18 protein-coding genes are annotated in these 21,452 nt (G+C 72.7%); 1 reads left to right on the top strand and 17 read right to left on the bottom strand.

Annotated features, from left to right (window positions below):
- Positions 1-22: 22 nt before the first annotated feature.
- Both AB0I91_RS24400 and AB0I91_RS24395 read right to left on the bottom strand, forming a co-directional pair.
- The gene (locus AB0I91_RS24400; RefSeq protein ID WP_498777346.1) at positions 23-880 is read right to left on the bottom strand and encodes a class I SAM-dependent methyltransferase; all 858 of its coding nucleotides are present in this window, start codon (positions 878-880) and stop codon (positions 23-25) included.
- 95 nt (positions 881-975) lie between these two features.
- Positions 976-1,572 carry a helix-turn-helix domain-containing protein gene (locus tag AB0I91_RS24395; protein WP_499615564.1) on the bottom strand — a complete coding sequence of 199 codons (597 nt, stop codon included), beginning with the start codon at positions 1,570-1,572 and terminating at the stop codon, positions 976-978.
- Positions 1,573-1,679: 107 nt separating this feature from the next.
- Between AB0I91_RS24395 and AB0I91_RS24390 the strand changes: the two genes are divergently transcribed.
- The gene (locus AB0I91_RS24390; RefSeq protein ID WP_499638973.1) at positions 1,680-3,248 is read left to right on the top strand and encodes an MFS transporter; all 1,569 of its coding nucleotides are present in this window, start codon (positions 1,680-1,682) and stop codon (positions 3,246-3,248) included.
- A gap of 18 nt (positions 3,249-3,266) precedes the next feature.
- Here the strand turns inward: AB0I91_RS24390 and AB0I91_RS24385 are convergent, their stop codons facing one another.
- The 15 genes from AB0I91_RS24385 to AB0I91_RS24315 all read right to left on the bottom strand — a co-directional run bounded on the left by AB0I91_RS24385 (position 3,267) and on the right by AB0I91_RS24315 (position 21,452).
- Positions 3,267-3,773, bottom strand: coding sequence for a hypothetical protein (locus AB0I91_RS24385; RefSeq protein WP_499638971.1), 507 nt, complete (start codon positions 3,771-3,773; stop codon positions 3,267-3,269).
- Between the two features lie 95 nt (positions 3,774-3,868).
- On the bottom strand, positions 3,869-4,585 hold the full coding sequence (locus tag AB0I91_RS24380) for an ABC transporter permease (RefSeq protein ID WP_498777338.1): 717 nt from the start codon (positions 4,583-4,585) through the stop codon (positions 3,869-3,871).
- Positions 4,582-5,493 carry an ABC transporter ATP-binding protein gene (locus tag AB0I91_RS24375; RefSeq protein ID WP_499615576.1) on the bottom strand — a complete coding sequence of 304 codons (912 nt, stop codon included), beginning with the start codon at positions 5,491-5,493 and terminating at the stop codon, positions 4,582-4,584. Before AB0I91_RS24375 ends, AB0I91_RS24380 begins: the two co-directional genes overlap by 4 nt.
- Complete coding sequence (locus AB0I91_RS24370; RefSeq protein ID WP_499615579.1) at positions 5,490-6,350, bottom strand: ABC transporter permease; 861 nt, start codon at positions 6,348-6,350, stop codon at positions 5,490-5,492. Before AB0I91_RS24370 ends, AB0I91_RS24375 begins: the two co-directional genes overlap by 4 nt.
- Positions 6,343-7,272 (bottom strand): ABC transporter ATP-binding protein, encoded by a 930-nt coding sequence (locus tag AB0I91_RS24365; RefSeq protein ID WP_498777334.1) that lies wholly within the window; start codon positions 7,270-7,272, stop codon positions 6,343-6,345. Before AB0I91_RS24365 ends, AB0I91_RS24370 begins: the two co-directional genes overlap by 8 nt.
- A 363-nt stretch (positions 7,273-7,635) precedes the next feature.
- Complete coding sequence (locus tag AB0I91_RS24360; RefSeq protein ID WP_499638969.1) at positions 7,636-8,757, bottom strand: hypothetical protein; 1,122 nt, start codon at positions 8,755-8,757, stop codon at positions 7,636-7,638.
- Between the two features lie 137 nt (positions 8,758-8,894).
- Entirely contained in the window at positions 8,895-10,481 is a 1,587-nt protein-coding gene (locus tag AB0I91_RS24355) for a S8 family serine peptidase (protein WP_499638967.1), read from the bottom strand.
- A gap of 194 nt (positions 10,482-10,675) precedes the next feature.
- Complete coding sequence (locus AB0I91_RS24350) at positions 10,676-11,371, bottom strand: hypothetical protein (RefSeq protein WP_498777329.1); 696 nt, start codon at positions 11,369-11,371, stop codon at positions 10,676-10,678.
- A 440-nt stretch (positions 11,372-11,811) separates the two neighbouring features.
- A complete protein-coding gene (locus AB0I91_RS24345) occupies positions 11,812-14,883 on the bottom strand; it encodes a beta-L-arabinofuranosidase domain-containing protein (protein WP_499638965.1) in 3,072 nt (1,023 codons plus the stop codon).
- Between the two features lie 131 nt (positions 14,884-15,014).
- Positions 15,015-16,376 (bottom strand): aminopeptidase P N-terminal domain-containing protein, encoded by a 1,362-nt coding sequence (locus AB0I91_RS24340; RefSeq protein WP_499638963.1) that lies wholly within the window; start codon positions 16,374-16,376, stop codon positions 15,015-15,017.
- Positions 16,373-17,662, bottom strand: coding sequence for an alpha/beta fold hydrolase (locus AB0I91_RS24335; protein ID WP_498777323.1), 1,290 nt, complete (start codon positions 17,660-17,662; stop codon positions 16,373-16,375). Before AB0I91_RS24335 ends, AB0I91_RS24340 begins: the two co-directional genes overlap by 4 nt.
- Positions 17,663-17,735: 73 nt before the next feature.
- Entirely contained in the window at positions 17,736-18,677 is a 942-nt protein-coding gene (locus tag AB0I91_RS24330) for an ATP-binding cassette domain-containing protein (protein ID WP_499638961.1), read from the bottom strand.
- On the bottom strand, positions 18,674-19,504 hold the full coding sequence (locus AB0I91_RS24325; RefSeq protein WP_499638959.1) for an ABC transporter ATP-binding protein: 831 nt from the start codon (positions 19,502-19,504) through the stop codon (positions 18,674-18,676). Before AB0I91_RS24325 ends, AB0I91_RS24330 begins: the two co-directional genes overlap by 4 nt.
- Complete coding sequence (locus AB0I91_RS24320) at positions 19,501-20,499, bottom strand: ABC transporter permease (protein ID WP_499638957.1); 999 nt, start codon at positions 20,497-20,499, stop codon at positions 19,501-19,503. The genes AB0I91_RS24325 and AB0I91_RS24320 overlap by 4 nt, the downstream gene beginning before the upstream one ends.
- Positions 20,496-21,452: an ABC transporter permease gene (locus AB0I91_RS24315; RefSeq protein ID WP_499638955.1), complete on the bottom strand. Its 957-nt coding sequence runs from the start codon at positions 21,450-21,452 to the stop codon at positions 20,496-20,498. Before AB0I91_RS24315 ends, AB0I91_RS24320 begins: the two co-directional genes overlap by 4 nt.

Raw genomic sequence — 21,452 nt, 5'->3', positions numbered from 1 at the left:
GGCTGTCGCTCGGGATGGACCGTCAGTCGCGGCGCGCCGCCCAGACGGTGCGCTCGGTGCGCAGCGCGAGGTCGTCGCGGCGCAGGAGGCCGTGCGGGCTGCCGCGGTCGAGCAGCCGGTCGAGTGCGACGAGGTCGGCCGGCGCGAGCTCCGCGGCGACGGCCCCGCGGAGGCGGTGCAGCACCTCCGAGGCGTAGCGGCCGATCGCCGCGTCGCGTGACCCGTCGAGGTCGACGGCGACCGTGAGCACGCCCTCGACCGTGAAGCCGGCGGCGGTCAGCACGGGTCCCCAGTCGGCGCCGCGGTGGGGCACGTGCTCGGCGTGGAAGCGGTCGGTGGCGGCGTGGAGGCGGGCTTCCAGGCCCGGCCGGTCGGCGGGGGCGTCCTCGGGCAGGAAGCGGGGCAGGCCGGCGAGCTCGACGACGGCGAACAGGCCACCGGGCGCGAGCAGGTCGCGCACGGCCCGCAGGGCGTGGTCCGGGTCGGCCAGGTGGTGCATCGACGCCGAGGCCCACACGAGGTCGGGCGTGCCCAGGTCGGGCCAGGTGGCGTCGTCGAGGTCGGCCGCCAGGGTGCGCACCTGCTCGTCCACGCCACGGGCACGCGCCTTCTCCCGCAGCCGTGCCAGGTGGCCGGGCGAGGCGTCGACGGCGGTGACGTGCGCCTCGGGGAAGCGATCGAGCAGCGCGAAGGTGCCCGCTCCCGTGCCGGAGCCCAGGTCCACGATCCGCCGAGGGCCGCTCTTGAGGGGCAGCCACTCGGTGATGGCGGCGATGTGCCCGGCGAGGACTTCCGCGTCCAGGTCGAGGATCTCCGCCTGCCCGTCGTCCGCGCCGCGTTGCTGGTGGTGGCCGTGCTCGTGGGTGTGTGTTTGCGGCATACCCCCACGCTAGGTGCTTCATGCTCGTCAAGCACACCCTCTTGCGCATTACGCAAGGAAATGGCCCGGCGTGCTGCGGGCCGCGCAAGGTGTGGCTACCGGCCGTCTTGCGCGTCGCCGTTCTCGCGCTGGTCGTCGGTCTCGCGATGGCCGCGGCGGGCGTCGCGGTCGAAGATGAACATGATGTCGCAAGGACGGCCCTCCGCGCCGATGGCGTGCGGCATCATCGTCGGGAACTCGGCGGCCTGGTTGGCCTCCATCCGGAAGCGGCGGTCGCCCAGCATCAGGATCGCGGTGCCGGACAGCACGACGAACCACTCCCGACCCGGGTGGGCGCGCATCCTGGACGGGTTGTCGGGCGGTGGCCCGGTCAGCCGCCGACGCATGACGCTCATGGCCGGGTCGCCCTTCATCGGCCAGCTCAGACCGTGGGCGCCGTGGACCATCGGGCTGATGACGACGTCGTCGGCGGCGTTCTCGACCAGCTGATCGAGGGTGGTGTCCAGGGCGCGGGCCAGCGTGACGAGCTGGTCCAGCGCCAGGCGGCGCTGCCCGTTCTCGATGCGGCTCAGCGAGGACTGGCTGAGGTGGGCGCGGACGGCCAGTTCCTCCAGGGACAGGCCCTGGGCCACCCGCAGGGCTCGGATGCGTTTGCGCACGAGGCCGTCCAGCGTGCCTTCTTCTTGCGTCATACGCAACATGCTATGCCGTCGACGCAAAGTGCGCTTACCGTCCGAAAGCAGCGGCCCGATCGGCACGCACTGCCGCTCCTCCCCCATGCCGTTGTCGAGAGGAATCCATGAGTACGAACCAGTCCGCGCAGGAGACCACCGCCGACACCGGCGGTGGGCACGGCGCACCGGACGCGCGTCAGCTCCGCGCCATCCTGATCGCCGTCTCCGTCGCGCTGATGGCCGTGATCGCGTCGGTGTCCGGGCTGAACGTCGCCCAGACCCACCTGGCCGTCGAGTTCGGCGCCTCGCAGAGCACGGTGCTGTGGATCATCAACGTCTACACCCTGGCCCTGGCCGCGCTGCTGCTGCCGCTCGGCGCGCTCGGTGACCGCCTGGGCCGCAAGCCCGTGCTGGTCGCCGGACTCGGCCTCTTCGGCGTCGCCAACGTCGCGGCGGGCCTGGCGCCGACCGCCGAAATCATGATCGCGACCCGGGTGGCCGCCGGCGTCGGCGCCGCGATGATCATGCCGATCACCCTCGCCGTCATCACCTCCACCTTCCCCGAGGGGCAGCGCGGCAAGGCGATCGGCGTGTGGACCGGCGTCGCGGGAGGCGGCGGCGTGCTGGGCATGTTCCTCTCCGCCCTCCTGGTGGACGTCGCGGACTGGCGCGGGCTGTTCGTGCTGCCGGTGGCCCTGGTCGTCGTGGCACTGGGCATGGCGCTGAAATCGGTGCCCGACTCCCGTGAGCGCTCGACCCACTCCTTCGACACCCTCGGCGCGCTGGTCTCCACCGTCGCGGTCATCGGCCTCGTCTTCGCGCTCCAGGAAGGACCCGAACGCGGCTGGACCGCACCCGTGACGCTGATCGGCCTCGCCGTCGGCCTCGTCGCCGGCCTCGGTTTCGTGGCCTGGGAGCTGCACCGCCGGGACGCGTCGCTGCTGGACGTGCGCCTGTTCCGGGAGCGCGGCCTGGCCGGCGGCTCGATCACGCTGCTGGTGGTCTTCGGCGTCCAGGCGGGGATCGCCGTGGTCCTGTTCCCGTTCTTCCAGGCGGTGCTCGGCTGGTCGGGACTGCTGTCGACGGCGGCCATGATGCCGATGGCCCTCATGATGATGGCGACCTCCGGCCTGGCGCCCAAGGTGGCCGCCCGCATCGGTTCCCGCCCGACCACGGCCGCGGGCATCGCGCTGGCCGGAGCCGGCCTGGTGCTGATGGCGCTGTTCGTCTCCGTGGACGGCGGCTACCCGGCCATCCTGCCGGGCATGCTCGTGATGGGCACGGGGCTGGGCCTGTCCATGACGCCGTCCACCGAGGCCATCACCCGCTCGCTGCCGCGGGGGAAGCAGGGCGTCGCCTCCGCGCTCAACGACATCACCCGCGAGTTCGGCACCGCGCTGGGCGTCGCCGTGCTGGGCGCGCTCGTGTCCGCCGGCTACCGCGACGCGATCGACGACCGGCTGCACGGCGTCCCGCAGGCCGCCGCGGACACCGCCCGTTCGGGCATCGCCAACGCCGTCGAGGTCGCGGGCGGCGGCGGCTCGCCCGGGCAGCAGCTCGTCCACGCCGCCCAGCAGTCGTTCGTCGACGGCTGGCAGCAGGCGATGTGGGCGGGCGTCGCCGTCATGGGCGCGCTGTTCGCCTACATCGTCGTGCGCGGCCCGAAGAATCCCAGGGACGATGCCGCCGGATGACGACCTGCGGCCCCGCGCTCACGCCTGCGTGGGGCCGTGTCCGTACCGGAACTCGGCCCCGGACCCGTACGCGGCCATCGCGAACGCCGGGAGGGACTTGTCCCGCTCGTCGCGCCGGTCGAACGCCAGGAACTTCTCGAACGCCGGTTCCGGCAGGTACCGGCGCAGGTCCGTGGCGACCCGGGTGATGCTGGTGCCCAGCGTCGTGGCGCTGTGGTTGACCGCCGCCAGCACGAAGAGGCTGTTGCGCGGGTCGTCCAGCGTCCGCTCCGCCATCCCCATCCCGATGAGGCCGCGGTAGAGCGGCACCGTCGAGTCGGTCCGCACGGCCATCGTCGCCATCCGCTGACCGAACACGCAGAGCACGCCCGCCGCGCGGGGCCGGATCGCGTCCAGGATCTCCTGCCGCGCGGCGGGCGTCGCGTCGAGGTACCCGGCCACGACCGACTCCACGACGTCGTCCAGCTCGTGCGGCAGCTTGATCCCCAGGTACCCGTTGAACCGGCGGTCCAGCAGGTGTCTCACCGTGGCCGTCGAACCCCCTGATGCGGTGCCACGACAAGTAAAGCGGACCGGGCCGCGCTCTTCGCCCCGTTCGACGCATCCCGCCGGAGGAACGTCTAGTTCGCCTCCCCCGTCAGCGCGAACGACCGCAGCCGCCGGGTGGCCCCGACCGTGCCCACCACGACGAACGCCGACGCCAAGATCAACGCGGTCGGCACCGACATCGTCGAGGCGATCAGCGGGGTGTCGCCGATCGCGTCCGCGATGGCGGTCGCGTGCTGGCGGATGCTGAACACGCGGGCGCCGTCGACGAACGACACCAGCAGGTTCTCCCACAGCACGATGTAGACGAGGCCGACCGCGACCGGGCGCTTGGTCATCACGCTCAGCGCGAGGAACAGGGCGCTGTAGGCCAACGCGCCCAGCGCCGTGCCGAGGACCAGGCCGACCGCCAACGTGCCGGAACCCGCGATCAGGGCGGCGATCGCCAGCGGCAAGGCGGTGGCCGTGGTGGTCACCAGCCAGGACACCAGGAGCTTGGACAGGATGATCTCCGAGCGCGGCAACGGCTTGGTGATCAGGTGGGTGATGGTGCCGTCGTCGATCTCCAGGCCGAGTGCGCTGCTGCCGACGATCAGCGCGGTCAGCGGCAGGATGACCGCGAGCCCCAGGTTGGAGAAGACCAGCGGGCCCCAGTCGGACGGGGGATCGTCCTCGCTGCTCACGCTCAGCAGGGTCAGCCCGAGCAGGATGATCGGCATGGGGAGCAGCAGCAACACGCGCCTGCGGCCGAGCAGCGCCCTCGCCGTGAGGCGGATGATCGTCGGGTTCATGTGGTCACCAGGTAGGAGAAGACCTTCTCGAGGGACTCGTCCGAAGGTAGGATCGTGGTCAGCCGGATGCCCCGCGCCTTGGCGAGCTTGGCCAGGGCACGGGTGAAGGCGCCGTAGTCGCTCGTGTGCACCTGGAGACCCGCCTCGGCGAGGCTCACCCCGGAGACCGACGGCTCACCCATCAGCGCGGTCGCGAGGAGGCGGTCGTCGGAGGAGGCGATGGTGAACACGTGCGGGCGGGTGGTCATCAGCCGCCGGATGTGCCGGTAGTCGCCGGAGGCGGCCAGCCTGCCCGCCACGATCACCTGCACGGTGCCGGAGAGCTGCTCGACCTCCTCCAGGATGTGGGAGCTGAACACGATGGTGCGCCCCGCCGCGGCCATGCCGTCGAGCAGCTCCATCATCTGCATCCGCTGCCGGGGGTCCATGCCGTTGAACGGCTCGTCCAGCAGCAGCACGTCCGGGTCGTGCACCAGCGCCGCGGCGACCCGGCTCCGCTGGCGCATCCCCTTGGAGTAGGTGGAGATCCGGCGGTCCTGCGCGTCACGCAGGTCCACGACGTCCAGCGCGGCGCGGGCGGCGGCCGTCGGGTCGGGGAGCTTGTGCAGCTTGGCGCTCGCGAGGACGAACTCCCACGCGGTGAGGAACCCGGGCACGCTCTCGCGCTCGGTGACCAGGCCGAGCTTGCGGTACACGGCGGGGTTGGCCCACGCGGGCTCACCGCCGATCACGACCTGGCCCTGCGACGGGGCCAGCAGGCCCGCCATCAGGTGCAGCACGGTGGTCTTGCCCGCGCCGTTGGGTCCGAGCAGGCCGGTCAGCCCGGCGCCGACCGACAGGGTCACGTCGTTGACCGCGACCACGTTGCCGTACCAGCGGGAGACGCCGGTGAGTTCGACGGTGTTCACGACTTCATCCCCCTGTACCGCCACACCGCGGCCATCGTGCCCAGCGCGGCCAGCGCGACCGCGACCAGGCCGTACACCGGTCCGAACGAGCCGATCGAGACCAGGTCGACGTCCGCGCCGAACAGCCACTGGTCCACGCCGTTGAGCAGGCTCGCCGGGTCGAGCACCCCGGCGAGCCGGCCGATCGTGCCGGAGTCCAGCTCCCTCAGGACCGCCGAGATCGGGGCGGTGAGCAGGAAGACGCCGATGATCATGCCGGTGGCGAACACCCGCCGTCCCGACAGCGAGGCGATCGGCAGGCCCAGCGCCGCCAGCAGCACGGCGTGGACGACCGCCGCGACCAGGCCGACGAGCAGCCCGCCGAACTCCTCCAGCACCCCCGGGACGCCGTCGTCGGTGCCGAAGGCCATGCCGATGAACATGATCAGCATGGGCGCCGCGAACAGCAGGAACGTCGCCGTGGCCAGCGCGGCGACCTTGGTCAGCGCGTAGCCCGACCGGCTCAGCGGCCGGGACAGGTACAGCTGCACCAGGTTCGTGCGCAGGTCCACCGACACCAGCTCCGGCGCGACCACGGCCACGAACACCGCCGCGGCGAAGGTGAAGGTGGAGGCGATGCCGACGTAGTCGAGCACCGGCTCGGGCAGCTGGCTGTTGATGATCACGATGATCAGCGAGGCGAGGGAGGCCAGGCCCATCAGCCCGATCGGCAGCACCTTCGCCCACGGGCTGCGGCCGAGGCCGTAGGCGCTGCGGACGCTGTGCACGTACAGCGCGCGGGCCGAGTGGCCGGGGCCGAGCCTCGGGCCGGTGTAGCGCTGGTAGCCGATGTCGTGGATGACGCCGGACTCAGGCATGGGACACCTCCTGGGCCGGGCGGTCGCGGAACAGGTCGGCGACCTGGTGCCGTTGCCGTTCGAGCCGGTGCAGGGAGAGGTCGAGGTCCGCGACGGCGTCCCGGATGAGGTCGTACACCGCGCCGTCGTCCTCGCCGAGGCGGACGGTCAGCACGCGGTTCTGCCGGCGCACGTCCAGCCCCCCGGCGGTGAGCGCGGTGGCCAGCCGTTCCGCGCCCTCGTCGACCTCGACGACGAGCAGGTCGTTGTGCTCGGTCATCGACGACAGCGTCGCCGAGCGCAGGAGGGTGCCCGCGTCGATGGCGACCAGCGACGTGCAGATCCGCTCGATCTCGCCGAGCAGGTGCGAGCAGACCACCACCGAGATGCCGAACTCCGTGCCGATGCGGTGCACCAGGTCGAGCATCGCCCGCCTGCCCGCCGGGTCGAGCCCGTTGGTGGGTTCGTCGAGCAGCAGCAGTTCGGGGTCGTGCACCAGCGCCTGGGCGAGCTTGACCCGCTGCTTCATGCCGGTGGAGTAACCCCCGATCCGGCGGTAGCGCTCCTCGTAGAGGCCCACGTGCCGCAACGTCTCCGACGCCCGCTCCCGCGCCGCCGCCGCGGGCAGGCCGCTGACGCGCGCCATGTGCGTGACGAACTCGGCGGCGACCATGTCCGGCGGCAGGCAGTCGTGCTCGGGCATGTAGCCGACCTTCGCCCGGACCTGCTCCCCGTCCGCGATCGGGTCGAGCCCGAGCACCCGGATCCGCCCGCTGGTGGGCGTGAGCAGGCCCAGCGCGAGCTTGATCAGCGTGGTCTTGCCCGCGCCGTTGACCCCGACCAGGCCGACGACCCCAGCCTCGATCTCCAACGTCAGATCCGCCAGCGCGGTCACTTTGCCGTCGTAGCGCATTCCCAGCGCGGCGGTCTCTATGAGTGGCACACGAGGACCTTACGGCCGCCGTCCACCCGCCACATCCGGCCGCACCCTGAGACCGGTGGCCTCCCGACCCCTAAGGGTCGGCCGTCCCGAGCGGTCCCGGCATCGATTCGGCCTCGGCCCGGTCGGCGTGCGAGGGGGACAACGCCGACGCCGCCCGTGCGGCTCGGGGCGCCGCGAGCGCGACCGCCCCGGCGGCGGTGAGGATGTGGGCGGCCGGCGCACCGTCCCTCGACCGGAAGACCCGCGGGTCGAGGTGGATGGCGCGCCGGGCACGACGAACCCCTTCCGCCGCACGGTGAAAGGGGTTCGTCGTGCTCGGCCGGCTCACGACCGGGCGGTCGTGGGTGGTGCCGGGTGGAGCGGTTACGACGGGAGCTGGACCGTCCGTGGGGTCGCGCCGCAGTTCGGCCGGTACACCATCCGGTTGTTGCAGCTCGCCAGGTTCCAGTTCGTCGCGAGGAACGACCCGGCGGGCGGGTTCGGGTGGAAGTAGTCGTTGACGTTGCAGTCCCAGTAGTAGTCCAGGTTGCCGTTCGGGGACGGGCACACGTTCGAGCGGTAGTTGCCCGAGCGCGGGCCGCCGTCCTTGTAGCACATCACGTCGGCGTCGTCGTTGCAGTGACCGGCGCCCGAGCTGTTCGGGGTGTTCGGCAGCACGGCGCTCATCGAGTGCCCCTGCTCGTGCAGCATGTACGTGAACGGGCACCGCCCGTAGACCACCGCGATGCCGGGCGCGTTGTTGACGCCGTTCTCCACGCCGGGCCGCGTGTCACCGCTGCCGTAGGCGACGCCGCCGCCGCAACCACCGTCTCCCCAGTACACGACGTTGTCCTGACCGGTGATCCGCTGGCCCTGGCGCGCGACCTCCTGGTCGATGGCGCTGATGGCGCTGTTGTTGTGGCTGCTGCGCAGGACTCGGACGGCCGGCTGGCCCGCGGAGTCGCACGCGACGCGCAACGCCAGGTCCCCGCCGTACTGCGCGGCGCGGTTGGACACCATGGCGTTGGAGTCGAGGAAGTGCTGCCTCATCAGCGGCACCATCGTGGCCGACGCGTCGGGCGCACCGGCGGGGATCAGGTACACGAGCTGGATGCGGTACGAGTCCGTGGCGCAGTGGTGCGCACGCGCAGCCAGGGGCATGACCGCCGACGACGTCACCTCGTCCCGAACGCCCTTGTCCTTGGCCAGGGGGGCGTCGAAGTGGGTCACCCGGTCGCCGTGCGCCGTGCGCACCTTGAACTGGCCGTTGCCCAACGAGCACACGCGCTCGCCCAGCCCGGCCATGGGCGCGAACTCGTCGGCGTGGTGGCAACGGTCCGCAGCCGACTGCCCGTGCGAGTGCGGCGCCGCGCTATCGGCGTGGTCGTGGTCGTCGAAGGTGTGGGCGGCGACCGGGGCGGGGGTGCTCGCGGCAGCCGGGCCCGGTAAGGCCAGGACGGACGCGGAGATCACGCCGGAGGCGATCACCGCGAGGAGCTTCTTCATGGACACTGGGACCTCCGGAGGTCGGGCAGGGTCGCGCGTGGGCCGAGCCGGATGGCGACGGCCGGTCGGTGCGGGGTTGGAGAGGCGGCACGCCAGGGCGGAACGGGTGGCCCGCCGTCACGTGCCGGACGACGTGCTCACCTGGGCGCCATCGCGGTGGAGCGGTGGCCGGCCGGCGCCTCGTCCGGTGTCCCGGCGGTGGACGTGGCCGGTGGCCGGTTGCCACCGGTCGGCAGGGCGGCGATCGCGGCGCGCAGGTTCGGCAGGGGGCCGATGTTCCCGGTGCCGGGGTTCACCTGCGGGGTTCCGGTGGACTTCAGGATGGCGCGCACCTGGCCGGGGGTGAGGGTGACGCCCCGCTGCTCGGCGATGCTGGACAGGGAGGCCGCGGCCGCCGCCACGATGGGACCGGCGCTGGACGTCCCGCCGAAGGTCGCCGTGTAGTAGGCGTTGGCGCCGTTGCTGTAGAGGCTCCCGTACCCGGTGCTCACCACGCAGTTTCCCCAGCCCTGGACGTCGATGCGGCTGCCGTAGGTGGAGAAGTTCAGCCGGGTGCGGGCGGTGCCGCACCCGGGAGCGGCACCGGCGCCTTCGATGATCGCGCCGGAGTCGGGCTTGCCGCGGGGGAACCTGCTGCCGAAGCACGGGTTGTCCAGGTTCATCGAACCGTTGCCCGCCGTCTCGACCACGGTGATGCCCGAGGACGTGGTCGCGACGATCGCGTCGTAGATCGCGGGGACCCACTCGGGCGCGACGTACCCGGTGCAGCCGGCCGGACCCGACGTCTGCTGTTCGATCAGCAGCACGTCACCGGGCCGGAGCGCGCGGGCCAGGACGATGACGGCGTTCGCGACGTCCCAACCGCGCTCGGCGTTGGCGGCGTTCGTGACGTGGATCGGGGAGTCCGGGACCAACCCGGTCACGCCGCCCGCGTTGACGTCGCCGACGAGGATGCCCGCCACGGCGGTGCCGTGGTTGTTGTCGTTGAACGGGTCCGTCGCGGTGCCGTTGCGGACGAACACGCCGGGGGCCCGCAGCTTGGAGAGGTCCTCGTGGGCGAAGTTCCAGGCGTACTCGATGTCGGCCACGCGCACGTTCGCGCCGGTGCCGCCGGGGATCGTCCGCGCGTAGTCGGCGTCGATGCCGCCGCTGCCGGCGGCGGAGCGGTAACCCTGGCGAGGGGTGAAGTCGGGGGCGATCGGCGGTCGCACGGCGAGCGGTTCGGCGTACGCGACCTCGACCTCGCGCAGCGCGTTGAGCGCGTCGATCACCGCGGCCGGGTCCGTGCCCGGCCGCAGGTCGAGGCGGTACCACAGGTTCAGGTCGGCTTGCCCGCGACCCGAGCGGGCCGCCGCCTGGTCGGTGAACGTCCGCAACGCCTCCTCCGACGCCGTGAACAGCCGCCGCACCGCCGAGACCGAGCGGGACCGCAGCACGTTCCGGACCGCCGAGAGGTCCGCGCCCGCGGCCGACGTCAACTCGGCGTTGCGCAGTCGGACCTGAGTCCCTTCCGCGAACTTCACGTGCACGTGCTCACGCGAGTCGTTCTCGGTGAGGACGGTCGAGATCGGCTTTTCCGTTGTCGGGTAACGGTCTTCGGACGTGGGTGCGCCCGGCCCGGCGGCTCGGGCGGGCGTGGCGGACGCCAACGAGAGCGCCGCTATGAGCCAGACGGCGGTGGTGCGCGCCCGGCGTCGTGAACCGGTCGTTCGCGAGTTCTTCAACACGGAGACCTCTTGGTGGAAGCGCAGGGATGAGGCTGGGCTGAACGCGATGACGGCGAACGACCCGGAGGTCCGGCGGTGGACCGCCCGGCCGGCGAGGCGTGGGACGGCGCGCGGCACCGGAGCGCGGGTCGCACCCCGGTTGCGGGATGCTCGGCGCCCAGCGGCGTGCGGTGGTGCCCGGTGGCCCGGCGTCAGTACAGGAAGCTGCCGTACGGGCCGTTGAGGATGGCGTTCTTCTGGCTCTGGTTGAAGTGCGTGTTCGGGTAGTCGTAGAAGGACGCCGACATCGGGGTGCCGTCGGTGTAGCGGGAGTCGGGCAGGCCGAACGCGTGCCCGAGCTCGTGCACCATGCCGCCGTACCACCGGTTCATCGGACCGTTGACGCCCGCCGCGCCGTCGGCGTCGTGCCCGGACAGGATCACCCAACCGCTGCCGCCACCGCCGCCCGCGCCGGGGCCCTCCGCGCGGATCTCGCCGACGTTGAGCCACCGGCGGTCCGGCGCGCCGAGGCCGAGCCGGCGCATCAGCTCCTGCTGCATGTTGAACACCGTCCACCAGTAGCGGTCCGAGCCGTTGGGCGTGTTCTCGTACCAGCTGCGGACGCGCTCGCCGGTGACGACCTCGACCACCGGGGTGTTCAGCCGGAACGTCTTGCCCAGTTCCTGCTTGTAGTAGCGCTGGGCCTCCACCATCACCCTGGTGATGCCGTCGACGTAGCGCTGGTCGTGCGGCACGTCGGACGGGACCAGCAGGTGCACCCGGACGGTGCCGGTCGGCGGGGCCACCACCGGCGGGCCGGCCGCCGCCTGCGCCGCGCCCGGCCACGTCACGAGGCCCGCGAGCAGGCCCGCCAGCACCGGCACGACCACTCTGCCGAAACGCCTCATCGAATCCTCACATCCTCACGCGAGAGCTGATCGTCCGGTCGGGAGGCGGCGGAGGACGCATCGTCCACACAGGACGCATCGACTCGCCCGCCGGCCCCGCGACCGGCGGTGAGTGCGCCTCTCAGCACTGTGGCAGCCGAAAATCCTTTCGGCAATGCTTGCGATCCCGTTCCACAGTGGAGTCCTTCCGACGAGGGCGGTCGGCCTGGAGGTCGGAACCGAGGAGGAGGAAGCGCATACTCCGATCGGATGGCACACCTCTGTCCGACGGACCGCCCTTACGCCGCCCGTCGGATCGCCGCGAACGTCCTCGACCACGCGTGGGAGCTGCAGGACCGGGCGGAGCGCTCGCCGGGGACGGGTCTTCCGGCGGCACGGCGGCGGTGCGACCGACGTCCGCCGAGCGGGAAGACCCGTCCCCGGTCGAGGAGACCTGCCGGCTACAGCTCCCGCTCGGCCGAGGCCGCCTTGGCCACGACCGTGTCCCGTTCGGCCTGGGTGAACGCGCCCGCGGTGGCGAAGGCGTTGGCGAGGGCGGTGACCGAGGCGACGAACCGCCCGTGGTTGGCGAAGGGCGCCTGGTCCCAGAGCAGGTCCAGGAAGGTCGGGCCGTCGACGCCGGGCGAGACGACGCCCTGGACGGGGACGTCGTAGCGCGGGAGGCCGTCGTTGCGCTTGCGGTTGGGCACGCCGGTGTCGACGGAGCCGAAGACGACCGTCGGTTCGACCCGCCGGAAGTACGAGGACGCCGGCTGGTTGTCGCTGATGTGGTAGGGCCGCAGCGTGAAGCCGCCCGCGGTGAACGTCGGGTCACCGGACGCCGTGACCGCGCCGGGCGTGATCGCGGCACGGCCGTAGTCGCCGTCCCGCTTGAGGTGGCGGTACAGCGACAGCTCCCGGAACGCCCCGTCGCCGGGGTCGCCCATGATCTGCAACAGCAGCGGCCCCCAGAACACCGCCTGGGTGTCGGGTCGGTCGTGCGCGCGCTCGATCCGCAGCCCGAACGGCATCCGGACCCCCACCACGTCACCGCGGCTCCAGTCCCGGCTCAGCGTCACGTAGGTGCCGGGCCGCGCGTCGACGTCCTGCTCCCGGCCGTTGACGGTGACGGTGAAGCCGAACCGCGCCCACGCGGGCACCCGCAGCTTGAGGTCCAGCCTGCCGTCGCCGTCGACGACGAGCTCCGTGCGGTCCTGGCGCGGGAAGGAGGTCCGCTGCGTGACGGTGAAGCCCTTCTCGGGCCAGGTGAGCGTGGCGGGGACGTAGAGGTTGACCCACAGCGCGCTGCCGTCGGCCGTGCGGAAGAAGACCGTCTCCTGGTACTTCGTGTGGTTCTCCAGGCCCGTGCCGCCGCAGCACGTCCCCGTGTTGCCGTAACCGCGCACAGTGCCCGACGCCACCGGCTGGAAGTAGGTCACCTGCGGGTCGCCGGTGGCCGTCGTGTCGGCCCGCGACCCGGTGATCATGTTGAACAGGCCGCGCTCGTAGTAGTCCAGGTACACCGGGTCCTGCTCGTGCAGGAACAGGTTGCGGGCCAGCTTGAGCAGGTTGTAGGTCGCGCAGGTCTCCGCGCCGCTCGTGGCGATGGCGTTGGCGACGTTGCCGCGGTTCTGGAACAGTTCGAGGTTGTTGTTGGAGCCGGGGTAGTTGCCGCCCACGCCGCCGTGCGCGAACATGCGGCCCGGGACGACCATGCCGAAGAAGTTCTTCGCCGCGGTGAAGTACTCCCGGCCGCCGCCCCGCTCGTAGACGCTGAGGTAGCCGACGAACTGCGGCACGTGGGTGTTGGCGTGCAACCGCTCGGGACGACGGCGGCCGGGGCGGTTCTGCGGGGTGACCACGAGGATGTCCCGGTTCTCGACGGCGGCGCCGAACAGCGACTCCCGGTTGTCGAAGCACTTGGCGGTCTCCAGGTGCTTCGGGTCGCCGGTCAGGTGGCCGATCTCCGGGAAGACCTCGTTCGCGCCGCCGAACTCGCCGCCGATGTAGAGGTCCCACATGCGGTTGAGGTCGTCGCGGGTCAGCGGGCCCTCGTAGGCGGGGTGGTTCTTGTCCCCGACGGTGAGCGCGAGGTGGGCCCAGTCCGCCATCTTCGTCACGACGTCAAGGGCCTGGGCGTTGTCGGTGTGGTAGTACGCGTCGAGCAGACCGCGCATGATCTTGTGCTGGGTGTACCAGGGCGCCCACGTGTTCGTCTGGGCGTTGCCGCCGTAGACCGCCCAGCGCGGCGGACCCAGGCGCAGCACCGCGTCCTCGGGGATCGCGCCGAGGTAGCCGGGGAACGTCGGGACCCAGTCCGCGGGCCCGGCGGAGGAGGCCGCCACGACGCCCGCGTCCCGGTTGTTCGGCGAGGCGTCCTCCAGCGTGGTGCCGTCGGCCTCGTCGAACCGGTACCACGCGATGCTCCCGCCGCCGGTGGTCCCGGCCGGCGAGTCCAGCAGGGACCGCACCTCGGCCCCGGTCAGCGCCCGGTCGAAGACGTGGAACTCGTCGACCGCCGCGTCCAGGTGCGGGTCGCCGTACTGCGACCGCCCGATCCACCGGTTCCCGGGGTTGCCCAGGTGGGACGGGTTCAGCGTCATGCTCGTGTTCACGCCCGCCGGTCGGCCGTCGACGTAGAGGGTGCCGGTCGAGCCCGCCAGCGTCACCGCGACGTGCACCCACTGACCGGTGGGCAGGGCCGAGGCGCCGTCGATCCGCTGCTCCTGGCCCGAGCCGCCGGTGGTGATCGCGAAGCGCGGCACGTTCCCGGCCACGCCCGCGCGCGGGGTGAGGAACATGTTCACCGCCGTGCTCTGGCCGAAGTCGAACAGCCTGCTCCAGCTGCCGGTGGACGCGAGGTTGACCCAGGCGGCGATGGTGAAGTCGGTCAGCTGGTTGATCGCCTCCTGCGGCAACGTGCAGTACTGCGCCTTGCTCGTCCCGTTGAGCTTCAGCGCGCTGCCGAACCGCCCCGGCACCCGGCCGATCGCCGGCGGGGGCTGGTCACCGCCACCGGGCGCGGAGTCCAGGCGAGCGGTGATCGCCGCCTGGCACGCGGCCAGTTCCGCCACCACCCAGTCCACCTTGGACTTGTAGACCGCCTCCCCGCCGTCGGCGTACGCCTGGGCGAGGGCGCTCAGGTAGTGCCCCGCCCAGTGGCCGCTGAGCAGTCCACCGTCCTCCCAGCCACCCGGCACCGCGACGCCGGGAGGGTTCGGCCTGCCCGCCTGGTTGTTGAACAGCACGAGGAAGCGCCGCTCGTCGTAGGCGCGCAGGAACGCCTTGACGCGGTCGCGCTTCTCCTGGAGCAGACCGGCGCCCAGCCGCACGTCGCGCAGCGGGAACGGCCGCACCGGGGCCGTCCCGCCCGGACCGGCCTGCGGCGCACCGGCCGGCACGGCACCGCCCGGCACGGCGGCGGCCGCGGGGTCGAGGGCGAACAGCCCCGCGCCCGCGACGGTGGCGGTGCCGAGCGCGGAGGTCCGGAGGAACAGACGTCGGGTGAACTGGCCCTTGCGAGGTTCGGCCACTGGAGATGGTCCCTTCCCGAGAAGTGCTTCCTGTCGTGCCGTCGACCGCGTCGCGGATCGACGGCGCAGCGTCTACGAGGCCCGAGCGGACTGCGAGCGCGTGCGTCCCACCGGCCAGGGCGAAGGGCGGGTCACCGGGCGGCCCACGCCTCGACGCCCGCCGCGTCGATCGGCAGCGCACCCGACAGGACCTCGTGGCCGGCGGCGGTGACGAGGAGGTCGTCCTCCAGGCGCACGCCGATGCCGCGCAGCTCCGGCGGCGCCGTCTCGTCGTGCGCGTGGAAGTACAGGCCCGGCTCGACGGTCAGCACCATGCCCGGCCGCAGCGGCGCGCCCTGGTACCGCTCGTAGCCCGACGAGCCGCAGTCGTGCACGTCCAGGCCGAGGTGGTGGCCGATGCCGCACACCAGGTAGCGGCGGTGGTGCTGGCCCTCGGGGGCGAGCGCCTCGTCGACGGACACCGGCAGCAGGCCCCAGTCGTGCAGGCCCCGCGCCAGGACCTCCATCGCGGCGAAGTGGAAGTCGCTGAAGGTGTTGCCGGGGCGCACCCGGTCCATGCCCGCGCGGTGCGCGGCCTCCACCAGGTCGTGCACCGACCGCTGGGCCGGGGTGAACGCGCCGCCGACCGGGATGGTGCGGGTGACGTCGGCGGTGTAGAGCGAGCGGGCCTCCACGCCCATGTCCAGCAACAGCGTCTCGCCGGGTAGGACGGGGCCGTCACAGCTCACCCAGTGCAGGATCGGGGCGTGCTCGCCCGAGCCGACGATCGTGCGGTAGCCGGGACCGTTGCCGAACGTGCGGGCGTGCCGGTCGAACGTGCCCTGCAACCACCGCTCGCCCAAGCCCCGCGACACCGCTCGGGGCACCTCGTCGGCGACGGCGGCGAATCCGGCGACGGTCTGGTCGACGGCCTCGCGCAGCTGCCCGACCTCCCACTCGTCCTTGACCATCCGCAGGTCGGAGAGCACGGCGCGCAGCCGCTCCGGGTCGTCGGCCTCCCGACCGTCGTAGTCGGCCGCGGGCCGCACGGGCAGGTCCAGCGCGGTCGACCAGGCGGCGATCCCGGCGGACGGGCCGACCCACAGCTCGCCGTGGGCGGCGCCGGCGTGGAAGTCGCGCTCCCCCGGACGGGCGGGCGGGGGCAGGTGGAGCACCGCGTCGTGGCCGCCGGTGCGCGGGGTCATCACCAGCACGCCGCCCTCGACCTGGCAGGAGGTGGCCCACACGAAGTCGCTGTCGGCGCGGAACGCGTGGTCCGCGTCGCCGTTGCGGCGCGGGGCGTGACCGGCGGCCAGGACGATGGTGCGCTGCGGCAGTGCGGCGCTGAGCCGGGCGCGGTGCTCGGCGGCGGCACGTGCGGCGGCGGCGTCGACCGGGGCCGGGACCTCGCGGTCGGCCCAGCCCTGGCCGATGCCGGCCAGGAAGCCGGGGCTCTCGTCGGCCAGGCGAGGTGGTCTGGTCCCGGTGTGCGGTGGCACGGTCGCCTCGGTCATCGCCTCTCACCTCCGCGGTCGCGGACCATCTCCCGCAGCCTGCGCAGCACGCGACCGTCGCCGATGCCGTCGTGCTCGTACTCGTTGGTCACCCACGCCCGCGCGTTGCCGAGCCTGCCGAGGGTGTCGTGCTGCAGTCCCGCGTCGACGAACAGGTCGTCGTGGTAGACGACCGCGGCGAGCGGCACGTCGTTGGCCGCCAGCCGCTCCGGGTCGTAGAGCCGGCTCCAGACCTCGACGTCCGCCAGCTCCTCCATCGCGGGCGCGAACGGCCGCAGGGCCCGGATCTCCCGGAACATCCACGGGAACGTCATCTCGGCGGTGAGCAGCAGCGGCCGGCGGTCCTCGGCGAACTCCGGCCGCCGGTCCCGCTCGCGCTGCGCCGACCAGCGGAACGGGCCGTTCGCGCCGTCGCCGTAGATCGACTCCTGGAGCACCCAGAACAGCGGGTTGCCCGCGTAGGACGTCTTGACCCCCACCGCCTCCAGGAACTGGTCGGTGAGCCGGCCGTCGCGGCGCAGCGCCTCGGACACCAGCCAGTGCAGCCGCTGGTGGCCGGTGGTGAAGCCGAGGTCGCCGCCGAGGAGCTGGAAGCGGCGCACGGACAGCGGCGAGCCGTCCGGCAGCTCCACGTCGCCCTCCGCGAGCCGGTCGGCGATCGCGGCGACGGCGGCGACGTCCTGCGGGTAGCGGCGGTAGAAGTCGGCGGTCTTGGCCTCGGCGCGGGTGAACGTGCGCCGGTAGACCTCGTCGGGGTCCGGTGGCATGCCGGGGATGCCGCCGCACACGTAGCACGCGGCGAGCGCTTGCGGTGCGTGCGAGAGGTAGGCCAGCGTGATCCAGCCGCCGAAGCTCTGCCCGAGCGTCGCCCACGTCCTCCCGCCGTAGCAGCGGTTCCGGACGTGCTCCAGGTCGCGCACGATCGAGTCGGCGCGGAACCGCAGCAGGTGCCCGGCGGCGGCGCGCGCGTCCGGGAAGCCCGCGACGACCGTGCCGTCGACGGGGCTGCTGCGGCCGGTGCCGCGCTGGTCGACCAGCACCACGCGGTAGTGCCGCAGCGCCTCGGCGAGCCAGCCGTCGAGCGCGGCGGGACGCGGGTTGGCCCCGCCCGGACCGCCCTGGAGGTAGGTCAGCAGCGGCAGGTCGTCGCGCCTGCGGTCGGGGTCGGTGAACTCCCGCACGAACAGCTCGACGGTCTCGTCGCCGGGGTCGGACCAGTCCAGGGGCGCGTCGACGGTGAACTCGCGCACCCACGCGCCGGGCAGGGCGTACTCGACCGGGCTCACGCGCGCACCCCGCCGGCGCTCGGCGTCGCGGGGACCCGGGGCACCGCGCCGAACGACTCGTTCGCGAGCCCGCTCATGCGGTGAGCCCGGTGTCGGTCCGGTGGCGCGCGGCGGTATCGGTCCGGTCGCGCGCGGCGGCATCAGTCCGGTCGCGCGCGGCGACATCGGCCAGGTCCCGGCGCTTGGCGGCGTTGCGCAGCCGGGCCCGATCCCACTCGGGCCGGATGCGCGGCACGGCGGCCAGCAGGGCGCGCGTGTACTCGTGCCGCGGGTCGTCGAAGACCGCGTCCCGCTCCCCCGCCTCCACCACCCGGCCTCCCGTCATCACCGCGACGCTCGTGGCGATCTGCCGGACCACCGCCAGGTCGTGGGCGATGAACAGGCACCCGAAGCCCTCCTCGCGCTGCAGGTCGCGCAGCAGGTCGACGATCTGCGCCTGCACCGAGACGTCCAGCGCGGACACGGCCTCGTCGCACACCAGCACGCGGGGGTTCACCGCGAGCGCGCGGGCGATGCCGATGCGCTGCGCCTGCCCGCCGGAGAACTGCGCCGGGTAGCGGCCCACGTGGTCCGGCGCCAGCCCGACCCGTTCCATGAGCCCTTGCGCGAATGCCTTGGCCCCACCGGGGATCGGCCGCTTCTGGTAGCGCAGCGGGGCCGTGACGATCCGCTCCACGGTGTGCCGGGGGTTGAGGGAGGAGAACGGGTCCTGGAACACCACCTGGACCTGGCGGCGCACCTCCAGCAGCTCCCGGCCGGTCGCGGCGGTGATGTCGCGGCCGGCCAGGCGCACCGTGCCGGAGGTGACGTCGACCAGCCGGGTGGCCAGCCGCGCGGTGGTGGACTTGCCGGAGCCGGACTCGCCGACCAGGGCCAGCGTCCGGCCCGCGTGCAGGTCGAAGGACACGTCGTCGACGGCGCGGAACGTGCGCGCGGGGCGCAGCAGGCCCGCGGTGCCCGCGACCGGGAACTCCTTGACCAGGTTTCGGGCGCTCAGCAGCGGTTCCGGGCTCATGTCCCTCCTCCGGTGGTGGCCTGGGCCGACGTGCGCGGGGCGTCGGTGCGACCGTCGATGCGGGGCACGGCGTCCAGCAGCGCCCGCGTGTACGGGTGCCGCGGGTCGGAGAAGACCTGCTCGGCCGTCCCGGTCTCGACCACCTGGCCCCCGCGCATGACGACCAGTTCGTCGGCGACCTCGCTGACCACCGCGAGGTCGTGCGTGACGAGGACGAGCGCGGCCCCGGTGTCCCGGCGGACCTCGGTCAGCAGGTCGAGGATCTGCGCCTGCACGGTGACGTCCAGCGCGGTGGTCGGTTCGTCCGCGATGATCAGCTCCGGTTCGGCGCTGAGCGCCATCGCGATCATCACGCGCTGGCGCATGCCCCCGGAGAACTGGTGCGGGTAGTCGTCCACGCGCCTGCCCGCCTCGCGGATGTGCACCCGCTCCATCGCCTCGACGGCGGCGGCACGGGCCGCGCGGCGGGAGACACCGGGCCGGTGCGCCCGGTAGGCCTCGGCGATCTGCGCGCCCACCGTGTAGTAGGGGTTCAAGGAGGACAGCGGATCCTGGAACACCATCGCGATCCGGTTGCCCCGCACGGCACGCATCCCCCGCTCGGACAGCTCCGTGAGCTCCTGGCCGCCGAACGAGATGGAGCCGGACCGGCTCGCCTCCGGCGGCAGCAGGCCCATGACCGCCAGGCTCGCCATCGACTTGCCCGAACCGGACTCGCCGACGACGCCCAGCGCCCCGCCGGTCGGCACGGAGAAGTCGATCGCGTCGACCGCCGGGACACGGTCGAACGACACGGTCAGCCCGCGAACCCTCAGCAGCTCGCTCATGTCGCGGCACCCACCCTGACCCGGGGGTCGATCACCGGGTACAGCAGGTCGACCACCACGTTGCCGACCACGACGAAGAACGCGGCCAGCAACGTGACGGCCATGATGACCGGCTGGTCGTTCTTGGTGATGGAGTCCGCCGCGAGCTTGCCGACGCCGTTGATCCCGAACACGGTCTCGGTGATCAGGGCGCCGCCGAGCAGTCCCGCGAAGTCCATGCCCGCGATGGTGACCACCGGGGTCAGCGCGGGGCGCAGCGCGTGCCGCCGCCAGACCAGCGCGGGCGGCAGGCCCTTGGCGCGCGCGGTGCGCACGTAGTTCTCGCCCAGCGTGTCCAGGACGTTCGCGCGGGTGAGCCGGGTGTAGGAGGAGGCGTAGCCGATCGCCAGGACCGTCCAGGGCAGGACGAAGTTGAGGAACCACTGGACGGGGTCGTCGGCGAAGGGCACGGCCTGCGGGAACGGCAGCCACCGCAACCAGATCACGAAGACGTACTGCAGCGCGAGCGCGAGCACGTAGTTCGGGATCGACATGCCGCCCAGGGTGAGCCCGGTGATGAACCGGTCCGCGAACCGGCCCTCCCGCACGGCGCTGACCAGACCGCCGGCCACGCCCATGAGCAGCCACAGCACGGCCGCGCCGATCGCGACGACGGCGGTGACCGGCAGCCGCTGCACGACCATGTCGGTGACGAGCTGCGAGGTCTGGAACGAGTAGCCGAGGCACGGCGCGTGGCACTCGACCAGGGACGGGCCGCTGCCGTAGGTCCGGCCCGCGACCAGCCCGCCGAGGAACGCCGCGAACTGGGTGAGGAACGGCGCGTCCAGCCCCAGGTTGGCCCGGAGCTGGTCGATGCGCTCGGGCGTGCAGTTCTTGCCGCAGATCTGCACCGCCGGGTCGGGCGAGAGCGCGAAGAACACCAGGTAGGTGAGCAGGCACACCAGGAACAGCACCACGAGCATGCCGAACACCCGGTTCACCACGTAGCGGGTCACCGGTGGCCTCCGGGGTCGAGCGCCGCACGCACCCGGTCGCCCAGGACCATGAAGGACAGCACCAGCAGGGCCAGGAACGTGCCGGGCACGAGGAAGTACGTGGGCACGACCGAGTACCAGCCCACCGAGCCGGCGATCATCTGGCCCCACGACGGCGTGGGCGGGACGACGCCCACGCCCAGGAACGACAGGCCGGCCTCGGTGCCGATGTAGCCGGGCACCGCCAACGTCACCATGACCAGCAACGTCGAGCGCAGGTTCGGCAGGATCTCGGTGAACACGATGGTGGCGCGCGAGGCGCCGGAAGCGCGGGCGGCCTCGACGAACTCGCGCTCCTTGAGGGAGAGCGTCTGCGCTCGCACGATCCGCGCCAGGTAGGGCCAGCCGAACACCGCGATCACGACCACCACCAGGGCCTGCCGGTCGTCGGCGGGCAGCGCGGACAGCACCGCGATCATGAAGATGAGGGCCGGGAACGCCATCAGGAACTCCATGAGCCGCGAGACCACCATGTCGACGCGGCCGCCGAAGTAGCCGGCGAGCAGGCCGAGCAGCACGCCCAGCACGGTGGTGAGGGTGGTGGCGGCGAGCGCGATGAGCATGGACGTGCGCGCGCCGTACACGATCCGGGCGAAGACGTCCCGGCCGGTGCCTGGCTCGACGCCGAGCCAGTGCGACGAGGAGATGCCGCCCCAGGGGCCGAGCGGCACGCCGCCGAGGTCGGGGTCGATGGCGGTCTGGTCGAACGTGTAGGGGTCCCAGCCGCCGACCTTCACGATCAGCGGCGCGAACGCGGCCATCAGCAGCACCAGGGCGATGTAGCCGAGGCAGGCCACCGTCGACGGTTGGCGCAGGAGCGCGCGGGTGACGCCCGGGCGCGGGTCCGGCGTGGTGCCGACGGTGCCCTGCTCGGCCGCCGCCTGCGCTTGGAGGGCGGGAGGCGTGATGGTCAT

The sequence above is a fragment of the Actinosynnema sp. NPDC049800 genome (assembly GCF_040656635.1).
Lineage (GTDB): Bacteria > Actinomycetota > Actinomycetes > Mycobacteriales > Pseudonocardiaceae > Actinosynnema.
The sequence above is the reverse complement of the archived record's forward strand: the minus strand, read 5'-3'. Positions and strand labels throughout refer to the sequence as shown.